The organism is Acinetobacter sp. YH12064 (assembly GCF_013419735.1).
GTDB lineage: Bacteria > Pseudomonadota > Gammaproteobacteria > Pseudomonadales > Moraxellaceae > Acinetobacter > Acinetobacter amyesii.
The window spans coordinates 102,714-122,027 of the sequence record NZ_VOZP01000012.1; the positions used below are offsets into that span (position 1 = coordinate 102,714).

At 41.0% G+C, this 19,314-nt stretch carries 17 protein-coding genes; 7 read left to right on the plus strand and 10 right to left on the minus strand.

Annotation, left to right across the window (positions count from 1 at the left end):
* Nucleotides 1-197 precede the first annotated feature (197 nt).
* Both FTU13_RS12640 and FTU13_RS12645 read right to left on the minus strand, forming a co-directional pair.
* Nucleotides 198-2,012, minus strand: a complete 1,815-nt coding sequence (locus FTU13_RS12640; protein ID WP_180128440.1) for a tetratricopeptide repeat protein — start codon at nucleotides 2,010-2,012, stop codon at nucleotides 198-200.
* A 115-nt stretch (nucleotides 2,013-2,127) separates the two neighbouring features.
* Nucleotides 2,128-2,898 (minus strand): ThiF family adenylyltransferase, encoded by a 771-nt coding sequence (locus tag FTU13_RS12645; protein ID WP_078192686.1) that lies wholly within the window; start codon nucleotides 2,896-2,898, stop codon nucleotides 2,128-2,130.
* 199 nt (nucleotides 2,899-3,097) lie between these two features.
* On the opposite strand from FTU13_RS12645, the gene FTU13_RS12650 reads away from it, so the two are divergent.
* The gene (locus tag FTU13_RS12650) at nucleotides 3,098-3,538 is read left to right on the plus strand and encodes a GNAT family N-acetyltransferase (protein ID WP_180128438.1); all 441 of its coding nucleotides are present in this window, start codon (nucleotides 3,098-3,100) and stop codon (nucleotides 3,536-3,538) included.
* Between the two features lie 56 nt (nucleotides 3,539-3,594).
* Here the strand turns inward: FTU13_RS12650 and orn are convergent, their stop codons facing one another.
* Nucleotides 3,595-4,152 (minus strand): oligoribonuclease, encoded by a 558-nt coding sequence (gene orn / locus FTU13_RS12655; protein ID WP_067763591.1) that lies wholly within the window; start codon nucleotides 4,150-4,152, stop codon nucleotides 3,595-3,597.
* Nucleotides 4,153-4,277: 125 nt separating this feature from the next.
* Here orn and rsgA point away from each other — a divergent pair, with 125 nt between their 5' ends.
* The 4 genes from rsgA (at nucleotide 4,278) to secB (ending at nucleotide 6,608) form a co-directional block, all read left to right on the plus strand.
* Complete coding sequence (rsgA, locus tag FTU13_RS12660; protein WP_078192688.1) at nucleotides 4,278-5,336, plus strand: ribosome small subunit-dependent GTPase A; 1,059 nt, start codon at nucleotides 4,278-4,280, stop codon at nucleotides 5,334-5,336.
* 93 nt (nucleotides 5,337-5,429) lie between these two features.
* Entirely contained in the window at nucleotides 5,430-5,837 is a 408-nt protein-coding gene (locus tag FTU13_RS12665) for a rhodanese-like domain-containing protein (RefSeq protein ID WP_078189639.1), read from the plus strand.
* 20 nt (nucleotides 5,838-5,857) lie between these two features.
* Nucleotides 5,858-6,112, plus strand: a complete 255-nt coding sequence (grxC, locus tag FTU13_RS12670) for a glutaredoxin 3 (protein WP_078189640.1) — start codon at nucleotides 5,858-5,860, stop codon at nucleotides 6,110-6,112.
* A gap of 40 nt (nucleotides 6,113-6,152) precedes the next feature.
* Nucleotides 6,153-6,608, plus strand: a complete 456-nt coding sequence (gene secB, locus FTU13_RS12675; protein WP_078189641.1) for a protein-export chaperone SecB — start codon at nucleotides 6,153-6,155, stop codon at nucleotides 6,606-6,608.
* A 160-nt stretch (nucleotides 6,609-6,768) separates the two neighbouring features.
* Here the strand turns inward: secB and FTU13_RS12680 are convergent, their stop codons facing one another.
* The 7 genes from FTU13_RS12680 to FTU13_RS12710 form a co-directional block, all read right to left on the minus strand.
* A complete protein-coding gene (locus FTU13_RS12680) occupies nucleotides 6,769-7,575 on the minus strand; it encodes an enoyl-ACP reductase (RefSeq protein ID WP_078189642.1) in 807 nt (268 codons plus the stop codon).
* Between the two features lie 152 nt (nucleotides 7,576-7,727).
* On the minus strand, nucleotides 7,728-8,549 hold the full coding sequence (locus tag FTU13_RS12685; RefSeq protein ID WP_180128436.1) for a TatD family hydrolase: 822 nt from the start codon (nucleotides 8,547-8,549) through the stop codon (nucleotides 7,728-7,730).
* 8 nt (nucleotides 8,550-8,557) lie between these two features.
* On the minus strand, nucleotides 8,558-9,514 hold the full coding sequence (locus tag FTU13_RS12690; protein WP_180128434.1) for an RsiV family protein: 957 nt from the start codon (nucleotides 9,512-9,514) through the stop codon (nucleotides 8,558-8,560).
* A gap of 74 nt (nucleotides 9,515-9,588) precedes the next feature.
* The gene (locus FTU13_RS12695; protein WP_180128432.1) at nucleotides 9,589-10,416 is read right to left on the minus strand and encodes a hypothetical protein; all 828 of its coding nucleotides are present in this window, start codon (nucleotides 10,414-10,416) and stop codon (nucleotides 9,589-9,591) included.
* Nucleotides 10,417-10,522: 106 nt separating this feature from the next.
* A complete protein-coding gene (locus tag FTU13_RS12700) occupies nucleotides 10,523-12,115 on the minus strand; it encodes a peptide chain release factor 3 (RefSeq protein ID WP_180084687.1) in 1,593 nt (530 codons plus the stop codon).
* A gap of 241 nt (nucleotides 12,116-12,356) precedes the next feature.
* Nucleotides 12,357-14,423, minus strand: a complete 2,067-nt coding sequence (locus tag FTU13_RS12705) for an EAL domain-containing protein (RefSeq protein ID WP_180128430.1) — start codon at nucleotides 14,421-14,423, stop codon at nucleotides 12,357-12,359.
* 437 nt (nucleotides 14,424-14,860) lie between these two features.
* Nucleotides 14,861-17,071 (minus strand): carboxy terminal-processing peptidase, encoded by a 2,211-nt coding sequence (locus tag FTU13_RS12710; RefSeq protein WP_180077859.1) that lies wholly within the window; start codon nucleotides 17,069-17,071, stop codon nucleotides 14,861-14,863.
* Between the two features lie 200 nt (nucleotides 17,072-17,271).
* On the opposite strand from FTU13_RS12710, the gene nagZ reads away from it, so the two are divergent.
* Together nagZ and FTU13_RS12720 are read left to right on the plus strand one after the other, a co-directional pair.
* Nucleotides 17,272-18,294 carry a beta-N-acetylhexosaminidase gene (nagZ, locus tag FTU13_RS12715; RefSeq protein WP_180128428.1) on the plus strand — a complete coding sequence of 341 codons (1,023 nt, stop codon included), beginning with the start codon at nucleotides 17,272-17,274 and terminating at the stop codon, nucleotides 18,292-18,294.
* Nucleotides 18,295-18,422: 128 nt separating this feature from the next.
* Nucleotides 18,423-19,292, plus strand: coding sequence for a class I SAM-dependent methyltransferase (locus FTU13_RS12720; RefSeq protein ID WP_180128426.1), 870 nt, complete (start codon nucleotides 18,423-18,425; stop codon nucleotides 19,290-19,292).
* The last annotated feature ends 22 nt before the right edge of the window (nucleotides 19,293-19,314 follow it).

A 19,314-nucleotide genomic window follows, 5' to 3' on the forward strand; every position in this document is an offset into this window, starting at 1 on the left:
GTATTTAATCAAGAAAACTCATATTTTTCTAGGCATAATCTGCCTGCTTTTTTGGGTTTTATGTAAGTAAAAATTCAAATTTCTACATCAATTCTTTATGTTATTTTTACTCTATTTATTTCTGCATTAAAAAAATGTAGAGACCATCAAACTAAACTTCAGGTCTCTTCATACCACCTTACTGCCTTGCATCACGATTAATTAGTATTTAAAAATGCGTGAATATTCTCCAATTGTTCTTGTGCTTCGACATAGCCTTGCAAGGCCGCTTTTTCCAAATATTGCTGTGCAATTTTAAGATCACGCTCTACGCCCATGCCATGAATATATAAATAGCCCAATCGCGTTAACGCCGCAGCACTCATCCCCTGAGCCGCTTGTGCATAATAGCTATGCGCTTGGGTTAAATCTTGCTGTACACCTAAACCATGTTCTGACATTTCACCAAGTTGGTACAAGGCAGTCACATTACCCAATGCTGCCGCTTGCGAGAAATACTGCAATGCTTGTTGGAAATCTTGTGTTCCCCATTGTCCTTTTAAATTAACTAGACCTAGTTGCGTGAGTGCATCAGGATGACCTAATTTTGCCGCTTTCAACAATGCCCGCTGGCTTTGAGCTTCATCAAACTGTAGATCAGGCAAGATATTGTCCACGGCTAAACGGTAGAGATACCAAGCAGCATCCTGCGAACCTTGTTCTGCGGCTTTTTCCAGATAACTCAGACACTGATCACGATGTGGTAAAGGATATTCTGGCAATGCATAAAAACGTCCAATCACATAATTCTGATCGGCGACACAAGTAATGGACATATCATTTAAGTGTCTTGCCGCTTCAACTAAAAGTTGCTGCGCTTGCTTGATATTTCGCTCAACACCGACGCCGTGTAGATAGCATAGGGCCAAACCAACTTGGTTAATGAATAATGGTTTGAATTGATACGCTGTTTGATATAACTCAAATGCTTTTTGCGGATCATCACTAACCAAATACTTTTCAAAATACAGCGCTGCAATAAGACTAATTGCATCAGCATCTTTAAGTTGAGCAGCTTCGGTCAGAAAGCGAAAACCTAAAGTTTCCTGCTTCTCCAAATACCAACCATGAAAATGTGCAATGCCTAATAATCGGCTGGCTGCTGCAACTTTGTGCTCTTTGGCCTGCTGCAAAAGATCATGATAAACCCGCTGACGCTGATCGACGTCGATTTTACCCATCAATACTGCTTGATAATATTCATACAACTGCTGCTGGTGCCCGAGTAGCAATCCTCGCTTTAAATATTGCAATGACTTTTCATCATTTTGTGCAAGATACTTTCCTTGAGCATAGAACTGCTGCAATTGCTGAATAGCCGCTATATGGTCTTGTTGGGCAGCTTTCAGTAAATATTCCAATCCCAGAGTAATATTTGGCGTGGCTTGTTTTAAATAGAACTGTGCCAATTGATACTGTGAATTGGCATGTCCATTGTCCGCATTTTTTTGCAACAAATCTAAATGTTGCTGCTCGGCATGTGTCTGATCTTCTGGGTTTAGTTCGGCGAGTCGATATTGTGCATCCAAATGACCGCGTGAAATCGCATGTCGATACCAGTATTGCGCTTTTTCAAGATTGGGTACACCGCCATAGATACCTTCTTCAACTTGCCCCAATACATATGCAGCATCATCGCTGCCTAAACTATTGGCTTTTTCCAATAAAGCCAGCGCATTTTCCACACTGACTTCTCGGCCTAAACCTTGTAAATGCATCTGTCCCATAGCGACATAGGCCTGTGGAATTTCATGCTGTTTGGCCAAATTTTGATACAACTCATAGGCACGCGCATAGTCGGTTGGTGCATCAAGCATTAAACGTTCTGCAAATTTCAGCTGTGCATCTAATTGGTCTATCCACAAGTCATGCCCAACCGCTTTAGCCTGATCGCGTTTTACTGGATCGGGTCTTTTCCACATCCAAAACGCAAGTGCTCCCATCCCCAAAATTAGTATCAGTAAAAACCACATACTCGCCCCAAAAAAATCAATATTTTAATTATTCCAACATTGTGTCTGATTTTAATTCTATATACAAAAAAAGCACCGAATTCGGTGCTTTATTTTTTTCAAAATGAGATAGCTGTCATGCTTTTGCTCGTTTTGCATCAAGTTTTTTGAGCACCTCTGACACAGCCACCATCGCAAAGCTGGACGTCACGACTACTGCTGAACCATATCCACCACAACGTAAGCCCGCACTTGGACAAACATCAGCACTGGAAAATGGATTATCAATCGAATAAACACAGGTAATCCCAAACTTTTCTTTCGGCTTTTTACAAATGCCTTTGCCGCGTAATTGTGTACGCAATTTCGCTAACATCGGGTCTTGCTCAGTTTTAGATAAATCCGCGACTCGGATTTTCAGCGGATCGAGTTTACCGCCTGCACCACCCGAGACAATCAACGGAATTTTATTAAAACGACAATGTAACATGAGGGCGAATTTCGCTTTCACGTCATCAATACAATCTAAAATTAAATCGGGATTGCCGGCTAATATTTCTTTCACATTTTCAGGTGTGAGATAATCATCAATCAAATTTATTTTGATTCGGGGATTGATCGCACGGCATCGCTCTGCCATCACTTCAATTTTTTCATGTCCCAATGTCGTGCTCATGGCAGGCAATTGTCGATTAATATTCGATGCAGCAACGACATCCATATCGACCAAGGTCAGCTCACCAATACCAGTACGCGCTAAAGCTTCGACCGCCCATGAGCCTACACCACCAATCCCTATCACCATGACATGACTTTTTTCATAATGATGAAAACTTTCATCACTATATATTTTGGCTACGCCAGCAAAACGGCGGTCATATTCATCATCTTGGAGCAGTTCAGTCATAGGTTTGGAGGCAGTGTTAAATCAACCGCCATTTTAGCAAATTTGCTACTTATTTTCTTTGATAAAACGCAATTCAGCAGTCAGCGCAACAGAGCGGCATTCGCATCAGGTCTAAATCCATCAAAATAAACATTTACAGCAAACGGAGGTCTGCTTTAAAAAGTATAACCATAGATCTCAAACTCAAGTGTGTATTGCCATGGACATCCATCCTCTGCCAAATAATTTAAAAATTACCGATGACAAAAATGAAATGGATTTAGACACCGTGCATCGCTTTTTAAGCCATACCTATTGGTCAAAAGATATTCCAAAACATGTGGTGAAAAAAGCGATTGAAAACTCTTTGGCCGTAGCCTTACTTCTCGATGATGAACTCATCGGTTTTGGTCGTGCCATTACGGATTATGCAACTTTTGCTTATTTAGCCGATATTTATGTCGCCGATGAGCATCGAGGCAAAGGCTATTCAAAATTAATTGTGAGTACTTTATTTGAAAAATGTGGCGCCGCAGATCTAAGACGCATGTTACTTGCAACGGCGGATGCACATGGTTTATATCGTCAATTTGGCTTCACTGATTTGGCTCAGCCTGCAAGTTTTCTCGAGATTCATCAAGCCAACATCTATCAACGATAGAGAAAATATCTTGGATAAAAAAAAGAGGCTTTCGCCTCTTTTTCGATCTTATAACCTTAGTCTTTATTCATAATAAAGAAATATTCACGGTAGTATTTAAGCTCTGCAATCGAGTCACGGATATCATCCATTGCTAAATGCGAGGCATTTTTCTTCAAGCCACCCATAATCTCTGGGCGCCAGCGTTTCGCCAATTCTTTCACTGATGATACATCGAGATTACGGTAGTGGAAGTATTGTTCCATTTCAGGCATTAAACGATGCAAGAAACGACGATCTTGGCAAATTGAGTTACCACACATTGGTGATGATTTTGGATTCACCCATTTTTTCAAAAATTCTAAAGTTTGCTGTTCAGCATCTTGTGCTGTCAATTTACTACGACGTACACGTTCGATCAGACCTGATTGACCATGTTGGCGAGTGTTCCACTCATCCATTGCATTGAGCACACGATCAGACTGATGTACCGCAAGCACAGGCCCTTCCGCCAGAATATTTAAATTATCATCCGTCACAATTGTTGCAACTTCAATAATCTGGTCGTTATCTGTATCTAAACCTGTCATTTCAAGGTCAATCCAAATCAGGCGTGTATCAGGTGTGCTGCTCATAAATGTGCAATCTTATTAGGCTGTAAAAATGAACATAGTAGCAAATTTATTGGGCTTGCGCTGTAAATAGACCCTGCTTTCATGCTATTTTTGCCATCTAGTTTTCATGGTTTTTTAGGATATGAATGGCTTTAATTCGTAAGCGCCGACTGACTGAACAGCAGCAACGTCGCATTCAGAAGCAACATAAATCTCGTCAGGAAGAAATCGATACTTCTGCAGATTTGGAAGGCTTGGTCGTCCAACATTATGGTCGTCAACTTGAAGTTCAAGCGCTGTCTACACCCGACCAACATCCTGAAAAACCCATTGTGCAAGCAGGTGAACCTGAACCCCATTGGAAACCCATCGAATTAGGCAGTGTTTGGCGCTGCCATACCCGTACCAATCTCGAATTATTGGTGACGGGTGACCGTGTCAAATGGCAAGCTGACCCGATTACAGGTTTAGGGATTATTACCGCGATTCATCCACGCCAATCTTTACTGACACGCCCTGACCGTTATCACAAAGTGAAACCTGTCGCAGCCAATGTCAGCCTGATTGTGATTGTATTTGCACCGCTTCCTGAGCCAGCACCAGGCCTGATTGACCGCTATTTGGTGGCCTGTGCAGATGCCGATATTCCAGCTTTATTGGTCTTAAATAAATCAGACTTACTTAAAGACAACGATCCGATCTTAACGCTATTACAAGAATATCGTGACTTGGGCTATGAAGTCATGCAAACCCAATCCGATGGTGACTTAAGCACACTTTCTGCTCGGCTTTCTGGTGAAACTGTCGCATTTGTAGGTCAGTCTGGGGTTGGTAAGAGCACTTTAATTAATGCCATTGTTCCGGATGCTGCGCAAAAAACCAATATTATTTCGGAAAACTCCGCGCTCGGTCAGCACACCACCACCTCTACGCGCTTAATTGCGTTTGGTGAAGGTTCTGCATTGATTGATTCACCAGGAATCCGTGAATTTGGTTTATGGCACCTAGAATTGGAAAAAGTTCAGCAAGGTTTCCCTGAGATCGAATCACATTTGGGTTATTGTCAGTTCCGTAACTGTACGCATAAACACGAAAAGCAATGTGCGCTTAGAATGGCGGCTCAAAATGGCGAAATTTTGCCGCGCCGATTAGACAGTTATTTACGTCTGATCGACGAAATCACGGAAGCGCAGCAAAAAAATTAATTTTTATTCTGTTCATGCCCTTGAAGGGGTGATTTTGATCACCATATTTATGGGCTATACTCTTGGCAATTTAAAATTGTAGTTAGGTGAATTGTGGAACGTTGGTTCGAATTTATGGGGAATCACCCCTTCTTATTTGGAACGCTGGCTGTATTAGTCGTGCTGTTCTTTATTCTTGAAGGCCAGCGTAATGGTCGCAAAATTTCACCTCAATCTTTAGGGATTTTAGTTAAAGCTAAAAATGCTCAATTGATTGATTTACGTGATGCGAAAGACTTCCGCGAAGGTCATATTAGCGGTAGCCGTAATATTCCATATAGCCAAATTACAAAACACATTGAAGAGTTAAAAACTTCTGATCGCCCGTTGGTTTTTGTATGTAACCTTGGTCAAGTGGCAGGTTCTGCATTGCAACAAGTCGGTCATGCAGATGCATACCGTTTAGACGGCGGCATTAGCAACTGGAAAGCTCAAGGCTTACCTCTAGTTAAAAGCAAATAAGCGCTTCTTAGGAGATTAACATGGCTGAAGTTACGATTTATTCAACAACTGTATGTCCTTACTGCATTCGTGCAAAACAGCTCCTAGAGCGTAAAGGCGTGGCTTATAAAGAAATTAATTTATCAAATGAAGCGCCTGAAGTACGTGTTGAATTGATGCAACGCACCAACCACCGTACCGTTCCTCAAATTTTTATTAATGATCAGTTTATTGGCGGTTTTGACCAACTTTATGCTTTAGAGCGTGAAGGCAAACTCGACGGCATGCTATCTTAATTTTAAACATAAATCGTCACCTCATATTAAGGAATAAACAATGAGTGAAGAACAACAAGCTCAACCACAATTGGCATTAGAGCGTATTTATACTAAAGATATTTCTTTCGAAGTACCTGGGGCTCAAGTATTTACTAAAGAATGGCAGCCTGAACTAAATATCAACCTTTCTTCTTCTGCAGAAAAAGTTGATCCAACACACTTCGAAGTTTCACTGAAAGTTGTCGTTCAAGCGAACAATGCGGGTGACACTGCATTTATCGTTGACGTTACTCAAGCAGGTATCTTCCTAATCGATAGCGTTGAAGAAGAACGTCTTCCTTACATTCTTGGTGCTTACTGCCCAAATATCTTGTTCCCATTCCTACGTGAAGCTGTGAACGATATGGTTACTAAAGGCAGCTTCCCACAATTATTGCTTACACCAATTAACTTCGATGCTGAATTCGAAGCGAATTTGCAACGTGCGCAAACTGCTGCTGAAGGCCAAGCTTAATCGCTTATCTTCAAATCTAAAAAAGACCGCTTTTGCGGTCTTTTTTATGCTTTATTTATTCCCTCTCCTTCCAGGAGATGAGAAACACTGTTTCCAAGGGGAGAGGTTTTTATTCCCTCACCCTAGCCCTCTCCCAAAGGGAGAGGGAACTTAAAGAGAATTACTCAGCATCTGCCATTAGATCAGCGCTCATACCTACAGTATTAAAGCCAGCATCAACATACAAAATTTCACCTGTAATACCATTTGCCCAAGGCGAGCAAAGGAACAATGCTGCATTACCGACATCTTCAATGGTGACATTGCGTTTAAGTGGTGCGACTTTTTCATTTAGGTCTAACATTTTACGGAAAGATTTAATCCCTGAAGCCGCTAAGGTACGAATCGGACCTGCTGAAATCGCATTTACACGAATACCTTCAGCGCCAAGACTTGTTGCCAAATAACGTACGCCTGCTTCTAGTGACGCTTTTGCCATACCCATAACGTTATAGTTTGGCATTACGCGTTCAGAACCTTGGTAAGTCAGCGTCAATAAGCAACCTTGACGTGCAGCCAATAAAGGTTTTGCCGCACGAGCCATCGCAATAAAGCTATATGCACTGATGTCGTGAGCAATTTTAAAACCTTCACGGTCTGTAATATCAGTGAAATCGCCATCTAAAGTATGCGCCGGTGCAAAACCAATTGAATGCACAACACCGTCTAGACCATCCCAATGTTTAGCAAGTTCAGCAAAAGCGGTATCTATTTCAGCGTCCACTGCGACATCACATGGGAAAACTAAAGTTGAACCAAATTGTTCAGCAAAATCATCTACACGTTTTTTTAATTTTTCATTTGGATATGTAAAAGCCAGTTCTGCACCTTCGCGATGTAAAGCTTGCGCAATACCAAATGCGATTGATAACTTACTTGCAATACCCGCGATTAAAAAGCGTTTGCCAGCCAATAGTCCTTGTGCCATGTGAAACTCACTCAAAATAATTTAACAGCATAATGCCAAGTCTAAAGCATTTTAGAAATTGCATAATGCGCCTTTTTTTTAGAAAACCATCATTGCATGCACGATGCGAATAAAATCAGATTCAATCAAGCGGCGTCAATATTTGTTGCCGCTTAAGCGTCCAGATGCAATGCTTGTAATGAATTAGTCCATAAGATCTGTGCAATCTCAGATTCAGTACGGTTTAAGCTCTGAGCTAGCCCCTGCAATACATAGGGCAAATTGACCGGCGTATTACGGGTACGCCCTTCCGTCGAATGCTGACAACATAAGGGTGTCATATCTGGACAGTCAGTTTCTAAGACCAAATGATCTACACCCAAAGTCTGAACCACTTGATGTAATTTTTTTGCATTGGGATTAGTGATTTGCCCTGTTACACCAATTTTAAAACCTAGCTTGGTAAATGCCTTCGCTTCTTCAACACCACCACTAAATGCATGTGCAATACCACCGAGCTTAAATTGATGCTTTTTCAACATCGAAAGCACCTCCGCATGGGATTTGCGAATATGCAGCAATATCGGTTTATCAAACTGCTGTGCTAACTCAAGTTGTGTAGAAAAATACTGCTGCTGCTTTTGAAAAAGTTCGGGCTGTTTATGCTGTTTCAAAAAGGTATCTAAACCTATTTCACCGACAGCAACACAATCATGCTGCTTTAGCATCTGCTCCACATCGAGCAAATGTTCTGTACGATGTTGCTCAATATAAAACGGATGTAAGCCGGGAGCTAAATAGCTTTTTGGAACATTGGATAAACGAGCTAAAAACTCTTGAGTATGCAGCAAATCTTGAAAACGTGACTGTACAAAACCAATCAATACTAACGCATCGACACCCGCCTGTTTGGCAGCATACGCCAACTGTTCCCGATCAGCGTCAAAATCGGGAACATCAAAATGCGTATGCGTATCAAACAGTGAGTAAGTCATTGAACTAATTAATTTGCTTTTGCGGCTGAGGCTTCAGCAGCTTCAACTGGAGGTAGATATTGCTTTTTCAATACACTTTGCAATTGATCATAAGGAATGGTCAAACGTGGTAAACCCACCACATACGGCCCAATTTCATATTCGGCATATTGCAAAATTAAACCTTGCTGACTCAGATAAAAATTATCAGACAGTTTAAATTTCCAAATCTGTTCGTATTCTTGAATATTGTCTGCCAACTTGGCATCTTTCACCCAAGTTTTAAATACTTCATAGCCCCGCTTTTCAAGCTCAGCACGTTGATTTGGCAATAATATGTCGTTGAGCTGCACCAATTTTTGAGTGCTTAAATCAAAGTTGTAATATTGCTGTGCAGAAGAACCATGCGCTCCACCTAAATATGAACTGGTATTTAAAACCACTGTTGCCAAGGGTTTTTCAGCATTTAATATTTTAGGTTTAATCATCAAACTGATTTGCTGATTGGCACTTAAAGATTTCAACTCTTTATCTAAATTTAAGAACGCTTGCATGTAAGGCTGCGTGGCTTTTTCCAATTTTAATTTGGGCGTTTCAACCTTTGCCAAAGCAGATTTTGCTTCAGACGCTGCAGCAACTTCACTTGCAGCGGGAGCATCAGTACTCAGCGTTTTATCTTCTAAAGGCGATACAGATAGAATTTCGCCTAACTGTTTTAGAATTTCCGCATCAATAAATTCATCAATAAAGGCTTGATTACTGTTTAAGCGTTCAACTGAAATTTCAGGACAAACCCCGCCATCACATTCAGGTAAATTCAGTTGTAATTTTTCCGCATCACCAATCAGTTTTGCACTCAAATCTGGCTGTTCAGTTTTTGCTTGATCCGGCTTTTTTTCAGGTTCAGCTTGTTGTGGCTGACACGCCGTGAATGCAACAGAAACTGCCAATATTGAGCTTGCCCAAATTTTATTTTTTTGCACCATTGCTTCAACCTTTCATTTTGAATAATTGATATTTATTTTGGTAAATATCTTATCAAATTAAATACTTTCGTTGATTAGAACATATGCTGATAAACGTCAGCTTTCAATACTTGTTGTGTTTGCGCTTTGCTGAGATAAATATCCAGTTGTTTACCATCTTTGACAATTTCATCTGTACGGTAATGCAAACCAACGCCTTCTTGATCAAAGAACCAATCTGCTTGGCCCCAATAGAGTTTTTTCGGTGCCGATTTTTTGACATCTACCTCTTGTTCATCTAACCATTTGCTATAGGCTTGCTGCACAATAGCATCCATATTTTGCTGTTGCTTTGCTTCAATAATATCTAAAGGTTTAAGATTCTTTTTCGCACGGCGGTCTGCCACAAAAAAATAATAACGCTCTTTGACCGTGATATTTTCCTGTTTGGTATCAACACCGATTTGCAGCAACACATATTGATTCCGTTGATATGGAACTCGTGTGTACATGGCCAATTCATAGGCTTTATTGGTTTTAAACTCTGCCTGCCAAGCATCTGATTTTTTCACATACGCATCGACGGCTTGTTGGAGATTCATATTTTGCTTTAATGCAATCTGATCTTGTACGACGCTGGCCTGATTTTTTTCAATCCAACCATTCAACCACGTATCTACGGTCTGAATGGTTTGTATCTCTAAATCAATACAACTTTTATTTTCACAAAACGGTTTGGCGATTTTTGCGGCTTGCTCTTGGATATTTAAATAAGGCAAAACATCTGGATTAATCACAGCCGCTTCAGAAGCACCACCGTCGGCCGGCTTTGTCGCTTTGTTTTCTTTTCCTGAATCACATGCACTGAGCAGCAAAACACTCCCCAAAAGTGCAAAAACTGTAGCATCCTTGAATTTTTTCATGATGTCCTAAACGACCAAATGATTGCGTAATGTATGGATTTAAAAACTCTACCACAAAATAAAACAGCTTCACGAAGAAGCTGTTTTATTTCTGTAAAAGAACAACTTAGTGTTCACGTGTATTACTGAACACAATATCCGGATAACGTTCTTGCATTAACTGTAAATTCACACGACTTGGTGCAAGATAAGTTAAATGACCACCGCCATCGACAGACAATTGGTCGTGTGCTTTTTTCTTAAATTCGTTGAATTTTTTCTCGTCATCACACGATACCCAACGTACGGTATTGATACTTACAGGCTCATAAATACAATCCACTTTGTATTCTTCTTTCAGACGATATGCCACCACTTCAAACTGAAGCACACCCACAGCACCCACGATTAAGTCATTACTGTTTTGCGGCATAAAGACCTGAGTCGCCCCTTCTTCTGAAAGTTCTTTTAAGCCTTTTTGTAGCTGTTTTGACTTCAAAGGATCTTTTAAACGCACGCGACGGAACATTTCAGGGGCGAAGTGAGGAATACCGGTAAAGTGTAAATCTTCACCCGAAGTGAAGGTATCGCCGATCTGAATCGTACCATGGTTATGCAAACCGATAATGTCGCCCGGCCATGCTTCTTCAAGGTGCTGACGGTCACCAGCAAGGAACGTTAAAGCATCACTAATACGCACATCTTTACCTAGACGCACATGTTTCATTTTTAAGCCTTTTTCATACTTACCTGAACAGATACGCATGAATGCAATACGGTCACGGTGTTTTGGATCCATATTGGCTTGAATTTTAAAGACGAAACCAGTGAAGCCTTCTTCAGTCGCTTCAACTTTACGGTCTTGAGTTGGATGTGCTTTAGGTTCAGGCGCATATTGACTAAATGCATCCAAAACATGGTCTACACCAAAGTTACCGAGTGCCGTACCAAACAACACTGGCGTTTGACGACCTGCCAAAAATTCATCACGGTCTAAAGGTTCATTGGCCATTTGAACCAATTCCAATGATTCTTCAAATGCAGCCCAAGCGAGTTCGCCGACTTTTTCACGCAAATCTGCATAGTCATAGCCATCACGGACTTCAATATCCGTAATAGTTGAACCGAAACCTGCCTTATAAACGTAGAATTTTTCTTCGAGTAGGTTAAATACACCGGCAAAGTCACGACCTGTGCCCAGTGGCCAAGTAATCGGAACACATTTAATTTTTAAAACGTTTTCGATTTCATCAAGCAGTTCTAATGGCTCACGAATTTCACGGTCCATTTTGTTGACGAATGAAATAATCGGCGTGTCGCGCATACGACACACTTCCATCAATTTGATCGTACGGTCTTCGACACCTTTTGCACCATCAATCACCATAAGCGCAGAGTCAACAGCGGTTAATGTACGGTAGGTATCTTCAGAAAAGTCTTCATGCCCTGGGGTGTCGAGCAAGTTAATCATCTTGTCTTTAAACGGGAACTGCATAACAGAAGTGGTGATCGAAATACCACGTTCTTTTTCCATTTCCATCCAGTCAGACGTTGCCGCACGATCAGATTTACGGCTTTTTACCATACCTGCAACCTGAATCGCCTGTCCCCATAACAACAGTTTTTCTGTCATTGTGGTTTTACCGGCATCGGGGTGGGAAATAATAGCGAAAGTACGTCGCTGAGCGACCTGTGTCGCTAATTCTTCTTTAAAACTCATGAAAGACACCTACTGCAAAACTCGCAGTGCAAAAGATCAGATCTGATCAATATGGAAAATTGGCGATATTGTATCAGATTGACCATTAAAAATAATCAACCACATCGGGTTGAGTCAAAATCTTAGCGTGGTGTGTCTTGATGTTTTACATTGGATGACGACCTGTTTTTATCGACGATATAAAGCATTTCTCTGTCTTTTTTTCTCACTCATTGGCAATGCGATCAGACTACAAATGACTTTATTCAACTTTCATTTTCATGCTTTCTTCAAGCTGTGCCACTGGCATCGGCATTCCTAACAAATATCCCTGCAACTGTTGGCAACCTAAACGTTTTAAAATTTCTGCTTGTTGTTCTGTCTCTACACCTTCTGCAGTGACCGTTAAACCCAGTCGAATTGCCAAGTGAATAATACTTTCTAAAATAATTTCTTCTTTAGAACCGACGCTCAAATTGCGGATAAACTCACGGTCAATTTTCAGTTCATCTACAGGCAGTTCTTTTAAATACAAGAAACTTGAATGACCCGTACCAAAGTCATCAATCGCAACTTTAATTCCCATCTTTCTCAAATGTTCAAAAGTCAAGATACTGGCATCGATATGATGCATCGCTGTTGACTCGGTAATTTCAATAATTAAATTTGATGGGTTAATTTCATACCTTGCAAAAAGCGACTCTAAGGTACTAAATAAATGTTTATGCTCAAACTGAATGGCCGATAAATTGACTGCAATTGGATACAGCGGCATATTCAGCTTTTCCCAGTGCTGAATTTGCTTACAGGCTTCTTCAAGCGCCCAATAGCCCATGGCAATAATCAGTCCAGTTTTTTCCGCGCCATTGATGAATTTATTTGGCGTCAACATACCTAGAGTTGGATGATTCCAACGAATTAAGGCCTCTACCCCACAAATTTCACGATCAGCGGCATTAAATTTTGGCTGATAAAATAAGATAAACTGTTGTTCTTCTACCGCTTTATACAAATCATTGATTAGTTTCGTCTGACTTTTTTCTTCAAATTGGTCAGCGGTATAATTAAAAAATGAATAGGTATTACGCCCCTGATACTTCGAACTCAGCATTGCAGTGTCTGCATTAATCAGCAGATCTTGCAAGTTCGCACCATGTTCAGGGTACATCGCAATACCAATACTGCCTGAAATATTGATTTCCTTGCCTGCAATCAAAAAGCTTTCTTGCATCAATTCCAATATTTTTTCAGACATTGCTGTGGCAGAGTCATTGCTTGCCGACTCAAGCACAATCAGAAACTCGTCCCCACCGATTCGTAGCAATTTGGCTTTATCATTAATTAAACGGTGAATACGCGTAGCAATTTGAATCAGTAGTTGATCACCCACATGGTGTCCAAACACATCATTGACCGCTTTAAAACGGTCGATATCAATATAAATAAAAGCAATTTTATCTTGTCTTAAGCGATGCTCTGTAAATAGAAAATGTGCATATTCAGCCAAAAATAGTCGATTAGGTAAACGGGTCAAATTGTCCTGTACCGCTTGATTAGCCAGTTCTCGATTTGCGCGCATCAATTGCAAACTGCGATGTTCTAAACGTTGCTCAAGTACTGCAACGCTAAAGGCCGCCATCAACAATAAACTGGTGACAAATAAGACAATAAATAGCAATAAATTATGGTTAATTTGAGCCGCAACCAATACATCCATCGAGTTTAGCGGTACAAAATCAACAGCTGCCATACCAATATAATGCATAGCGACAATGCTAAAAGTCAGCATGACCGCAACAAAGGCATTCATGATGTTACGTTTAGACGAATACTTATTTTTAAATGTCAGCCAAAATGCCAAACACGAGCCACAGATCGCAACTAAAATTGAACAGATAACAATTAAAGGTTCGTATCGTTGCTCATAACCCTGAACGTCTAAACTCAGCATCCCCGTGTAATGCATTCCGGAAATGCCTAGCCCCATTAAAACTGAGCCTAAAATTAAACGAGGAAATGGTAGCGTCAGTCGTGTGGTTAACCACACGGCAAAAGTGGACGCGACAAAGGCAATAAAATAGGATGTCAGAGTAAGACTGGTATCAAAACTATGATTTGAAGGCAAATGGCTGGCCATCATGCCTACAAAATGCATGCACCAAATCGCAGCACCTAAAATTGCACCGCTGAATAATAATATGACATTTTCATATCTTGGTCGTGTTCCACGGAACAACATTTGTTCGAGTGAAACAGCTAAGTAACAACTTAATAATGCAACTACGATTGAACCAACGACCAGATTGTAATCATAATGAATATGGGTCATATCAAGCGTTCCGCTTAGGTTATCGTGGCACTTTCTTTAACCGAATTACCCAATCTATCTCTTCCCTTTAACTTGTTACATTTTCAATTACTTACTTATTTTCTCTTAGAATCTATTAGTCTACGGTAATGGTCAAGTCTTTCTTTCAAGATTTTAAGCAACTGATTAATTTAAAAAAATAAAGCTTGATGAAGTTCACTAAAACTTAAACTTTTGATAAAAATTGCATCAGGTGTTTATTATTTTAGAACAGTTTTTAATCATAATAAAATGAATAAGTTAGAATCATTTATAGATTGCTTTCTAGATTTAAATCGAACACCGCCCTACTCACAAAAAAAATAGCGAGCCGTAGCTCGCTATTTCTCAATGGATAAATTCATCTTTTCTGTCAAGAACTCAAGCAATCATCTCAATGTTATTTATGGATGAATTACTTACTTTTTGGCTGTTGTTGTATGCGTTTTGCCTTGTAATTTGGCATAGTCCATTAGCACGTTTGCTGCTTCCGTCACAAAGACTTCTTCTTCAGGCAGTGCTGGACGTTGGTTTGCCTTCATTTTTGCACGTGCCTCCACCAATGCATCCATAGACGCTTGGTAGCTTTCCCAGTTGGCATAAGGTTTTTGACCCACCACTTTACGACGCTGATTTTCAGCATCCAAAGACTTTTGCTCTAGTGCCAACAGCTCGGCTTTACGCTTCGCTAAGTCAAGCACCACACGCTTTTGCTCTTCTGTCTTTTTCGCAATCGCAGTACGTTGCTCTAAATATTTAAATTGCGGATCAATGCTGACACGTTGCTGAGATGACTTAATCAAATCGGGAACATAGGCTTGGATCGAGCCTTCACGTTTAAACGGTGCTGTAGGAATGGTATCCCACTGTAAAGCATTTTTCGCTTTACGTTCACCAAACTCTTCATTGTAAATATCAACCAACTTAATATCAGGCACGACCCCTTTATTTTGGGTACTGCCGCCAGTCACGCGGTAAAATTTACGTTGCGTTAAGGTTGCTTGACCATAGGCTAAAGAGTCAAGTTGTACCTGCGCTGTTCCTTTACCCGTTGTGGTGCTACCAATCACCACACCACGTTCATAGTCTTGAATCGCAGCAGAATAAATTTCACTCGCAGACGCCGAAGCCAAGTTAATCAATACTGCCAATGGACCTGCATAAGTTTGCGCGCCCCCATCATCATCTTCAAACACGCTGACATTGCCATTGCCATCACGGATTTGCACCACTGGACCTGATTTAATCACTTGACCAAGCATACGTGCCACTTCTTCAAGTGAGCCACCAGGGTTGTTACGCAAGTCAATGATGATACCTTCAACATTTTGAGCATCTAAAGTTTTTAAGGCTTTATTGGTATCTTCTGACACAGAACGGTAGTCTGTACCTGCACGACGTGCACGATAGTTCAAGTAAAACGATGGAATTTCAATTACACCGAACTTATGTTTTTTGCCATCACGCTCAATTTCAACGGTACGTGAACGCACGCCTGCATCTTCTTCTTGAATCACATCACGTACAATTGTGACATTTCGCGCTTGATTCATGGACGCACCAGCACCCAATAAACGTAGAGTCACTTTGGTGCCACGTTTACCACGAATCAGTCCGACAATTTCATTGCTCGGCCAACCGATCACATCCACCATTTTGTCGCCATCTTGGGCAACACCAACAATGCGATCACCTGACTTGACTTGTCCTGATTTGCTGGCTGGACCACCTTCTACAATCGTTTCAATTTTAGTGTAGTCTTCGTTGCCACGTTCAGGACGAATCGATACCCCAATCCCTTCCAATTGCAGCGTGGTTTGACGGTTCAATTCCATCGCATCTACAGGTGGGAAATAGTTACTGTGCGGATCATACGTCAGCATCATGGCATTCAGAGTTTTGTCGAGCACATCATCGCTTTTTAAACGACTAATCCGCTCTAACTGACGTGTATAACGCTTGGTTAAAGTCTGTTCAGGTGTTAAGTCTTCAGGACCTGTTAAGTCTTGACCATTTGCCAGTGTTGGGTCATCTTTCAACGCTTTTTGTTTGGCTTTCTCTTCTTCTTTGCTGATGGTTAAGTTGATCAGCTGAGAGACCAACATTTTATTCCAATGCGCACGCTGTTCTTCTGTCGATTTAAAGAATGGCGCTTTTTCACGATCGGTTTCGATGTAGTTATTCGGTTGATTTAAATTCTGTGGCTTTTTCAGCTCTTCCAACATATAGGTGTAGAACTGTTTTAAGCGCTCACGATATTGCGCATGAATCGCATACGGCCCTGTTAAATTGCCCGCTTTGAGATTTGCACCAAAAGTTGAGCCATAACGTTTTTTATAATTTTCAATATCTGATGCCAAGAACAACGTATGTTCAGCATCTAAACTATCAATATAAAAATCTAAAATACGGTTAGATGTATTGGCATCTAAACGCTGATTTAAATAGTGTTGACGGTCTACCAATGTTGCAAGCTGACGTGAGACCAAGGCTTGCTCTTGTGTGGGCTGAATGGTACCCGCGCTCACTGCTTCTGTATTATTGGCAGCAATTGCGTCATTCACCACATGAGTGAAAAAGAATCCACCTGTCGCAATCGCAACGGCACAAGCTAATGTTTGAAGTTTCATAAATAATTTGTACTTCCTTGGTATTAAGACCAATATTACCGTGTTGGTTTTCGACCTGAATTGAATAGATTCAAAATCTTAAACAACTTAATATGTTTATGTCGTGTAGTTTTATCATATTCTCTGCTGACAAAGTGTAGCAAATCATTGCAGAATTCAGGTATTGTTTTTCCTTAAAAATTCCAACACGGACACCGAATATGATTGGCGCATTAATGCTCGACATTGCTGGCACAGAACTTACCCAAGAAGATATTGAACTATTACAGGCACCACAAGTTGGCGGCATGATTTTATTTGGTCGTAACATTGAATCTCCTGAACAAGTTCGTGCCCTAACCGACCATATGCGTCAAATTCGTCCTGATATTTTAATTGCGGTCGATCAGGAAGGTGGTCGTGTACAACGCTTAAAGCAAGGCTTCACACTCCTACCAGCTATGGGTAAGTTTGGAGAACTTTACTTAACTGAACCTGAAAAAGCTGTTGAACTGGCTGAACAATGTGGCTGGTTGATGGCAGCTGAAGTCCTTGCGGTCGGCATCGATTTTAGTTTTGCACCAGTGCTGGATTTAAATGATGTTAGTGATGTGATTGGTGACCGTGGTTTTGCCAAAAATATGCAAGACATCATTCCACTGGCAAGTGCTTTCTTAAAAGGTATGAAACGTGCGGGGATGGCATCTACAGGTAAGCATTTCCCAGGCCATGGCTCGGTGAAAGCAGACTCACATGTTGCTGCTGCCATTGACCATCGTAGTTATGAAGAAATCTATCAAAAAGACATGCAAAGCTTTATTCAACTGCAACCACAGCTTGATGCCTTAATGCCTGCGCATGTGATTTATGAAAATATTGATCCTAATCCTGCTGGATTTTCACCGTATTGGATACAGAAAGTCTTACGTCAAGAGCTCCAATTTGATGGCGTTTTATTCTCCGATGATTTAAGCATGCAAGCCGCTTGTGTCGCTGGCGGCGCAGATGCTCGTATCCAAGCAGCATTAAATGCAGGTTGTGATATGGGCCTCGTGTGTAATAACCGTGAATCTGCATGCATTGCACTTGATGGGATTCAAAACTTGGCTCTTCCAAATCAAGAACGTCTTGAACGTATGCGCGGCAAAATTCCACAAATTGAGATTGGACAAAGCCTTGAACTCGGGGCGGACTGGCAAAACGTGCGTAACCATATTGTGGATTTTAAAAATCAATACTGCTAATCCACAACCTTTAAAATCATAAAAAGGAGCACGACAAGGTGCTCCTTTTTGATTTATGATGAAGTCAAAATAAGTGCTTCGGCGCTATACAAAAATTGCCAATAAAAACAACATTAGGTCAGGACGACATGACACAAAGTTTATCGGAACATCGACACATTTCCTTTACTGCACATTACACCGGCTATATTTGGTACAGCATGGGGATTTCACATCCCGTTTTTGCTACGCGTAAAGGCAAATTTTTAGCACGTTTAGTCCATCCTTTAGAAAGCTGGGCAGAAAAGAATGTGGGCGGTAGCATGCGTTCGACGCTTAAACAGCGCCATGCCATGATCGATCAACATTTAGATCAACTCATTGCCCAACACCCTCAGCTACAAGTACTCGAAATTGCCTGTGGCCTCTCCCCGCGCGGTTGGAATTTTCGTACCAAGCATCCTGAAATTGACTATCGTGAACTCGACTTGCCAGATATGGCAAAAATCAAAACACAGGCACTCAAACAGATTGACCCGCATGCCCCTGAGGTCTTAACTGGCGACATTTTCACTCAAGATTTTGAACGTATTTTTCAGAGTTTTGACCCTGAACGCCCTTTGGTGGTGATTAGCGAAGGTCTGATTAATTATTTTGATCAAATCCTACTGAATAAATTATTGCAAGGGATCACCGAATATGGCGCCTCGTTTCAGGAATTGCATTATCTGACCGACATCTATCCAGAACCCGTTAAGAACCGTTTAGCACGTTTTATTTGGGCCAGTAGTAAATTACTCAAAGTCATGTCTCGCAGCGCTTTTACTTTTCATTTTCAATCCCCTGCTGAATTACAGCAGTTCTTCAGTCATACAGGATTTGAAGAAGTAGACGTCGTTCAGCCGGCCTTATACTTTCCACAACAGCAGCAAGAACAAGTGATTCCTTTTCACGATGCAGAGCAGCACTGTGGAGATTTGGTTTGGATGGTTCATGCCAAAACAAAAAAACAGCGCTAAAGCGCTGTTTTTTTATATGTTC

Bases quoted from the DNA above. Each gene is read 5' to 3' on its own strand.
- FTU13_RS12640 (WP_180128440.1), bottom strand. From the start codon at position 2,012: ATGTGGTTTTTACTGATACTAATTTTGGGGATGGGAGCACTTGCGTTT.
- FTU13_RS12645 (WP_078192686.1), bottom strand. From the start codon at position 2,898: ATGACTGAACTGCTCCAAGATGATGAATATGACCGCCGTTTTGCTGGC.
- FTU13_RS12650 (WP_180128438.1), top strand. From the start codon at position 3,098: ATGGACATCCATCCTCTGCCAAATAATTTAAAAATTACCGATGACAAA.
- orn (WP_067763591.1), bottom strand. From the start codon at position 4,152: ATGAGCAGCACACCTGATACACGCCTGATTTGGATTGACCTTGAAATG.
- rsgA (WP_078192688.1), top strand. From the start codon at position 4,278: ATGGCTTTAATTCGTAAGCGCCGACTGACTGAACAGCAGCAACGTCGC.
- grxC (WP_078189640.1), top strand. From the start codon at position 5,858: ATGGCTGAAGTTACGATTTATTCAACAACTGTATGTCCTTACTGCATT.
- secB (WP_078189641.1), top strand. From the start codon at position 6,153: ATGAGTGAAGAACAACAAGCTCAACCACAATTGGCATTAGAGCGTATT.
- FTU13_RS12680 (WP_078189642.1), bottom strand. From the start codon at position 7,575: ATGGCACAAGGACTATTGGCTGGCAAACGCTTTTTAATCGCGGGTATT.
- FTU13_RS12685 (WP_180128436.1), bottom strand. From the start codon at position 8,549: ATGACTTACTCACTGTTTGATACGCATACGCATTTTGATGTTCCCGAT.
- FTU13_RS12690 (WP_180128434.1), bottom strand. From the start codon at position 9,514: ATGGTGCAAAAAAATAAAATTTGGGCAAGCTCAATATTGGCAGTTTCT.
- FTU13_RS12695 (WP_180128432.1), bottom strand. From the start codon at position 10,416: ATGAAAAAATTCAAGGATGCTACAGTTTTTGCACTTTTGGGGAGTGTT.
- FTU13_RS12700 (WP_180084687.1), bottom strand. From the start codon at position 12,115: ATGAGTTTTAAAGAAGAATTAGCGACACAGGTCGCTCAGCGACGTACT.
- FTU13_RS12705 (WP_180128430.1), bottom strand. From the start codon at position 14,423: ATGACCCATATTCATTATGATTACAATCTGGTCGTTGGTTCAATCGTA.
- FTU13_RS12710 (WP_180077859.1), bottom strand. From the start codon at position 17,071: ATGAAACTTCAAACATTAGCTTGTGCCGTTGCGATTGCGACAGGTGGA.
- nagZ (WP_180128428.1), top strand. From the start codon at position 17,272: ATGATTGGCGCATTAATGCTCGACATTGCTGGCACAGAACTTACCCAA.
- FTU13_RS12720 (WP_180128426.1), top strand. From the start codon at position 18,423: ATGACACAAAGTTTATCGGAACATCGACACATTTCCTTTACTGCACAT.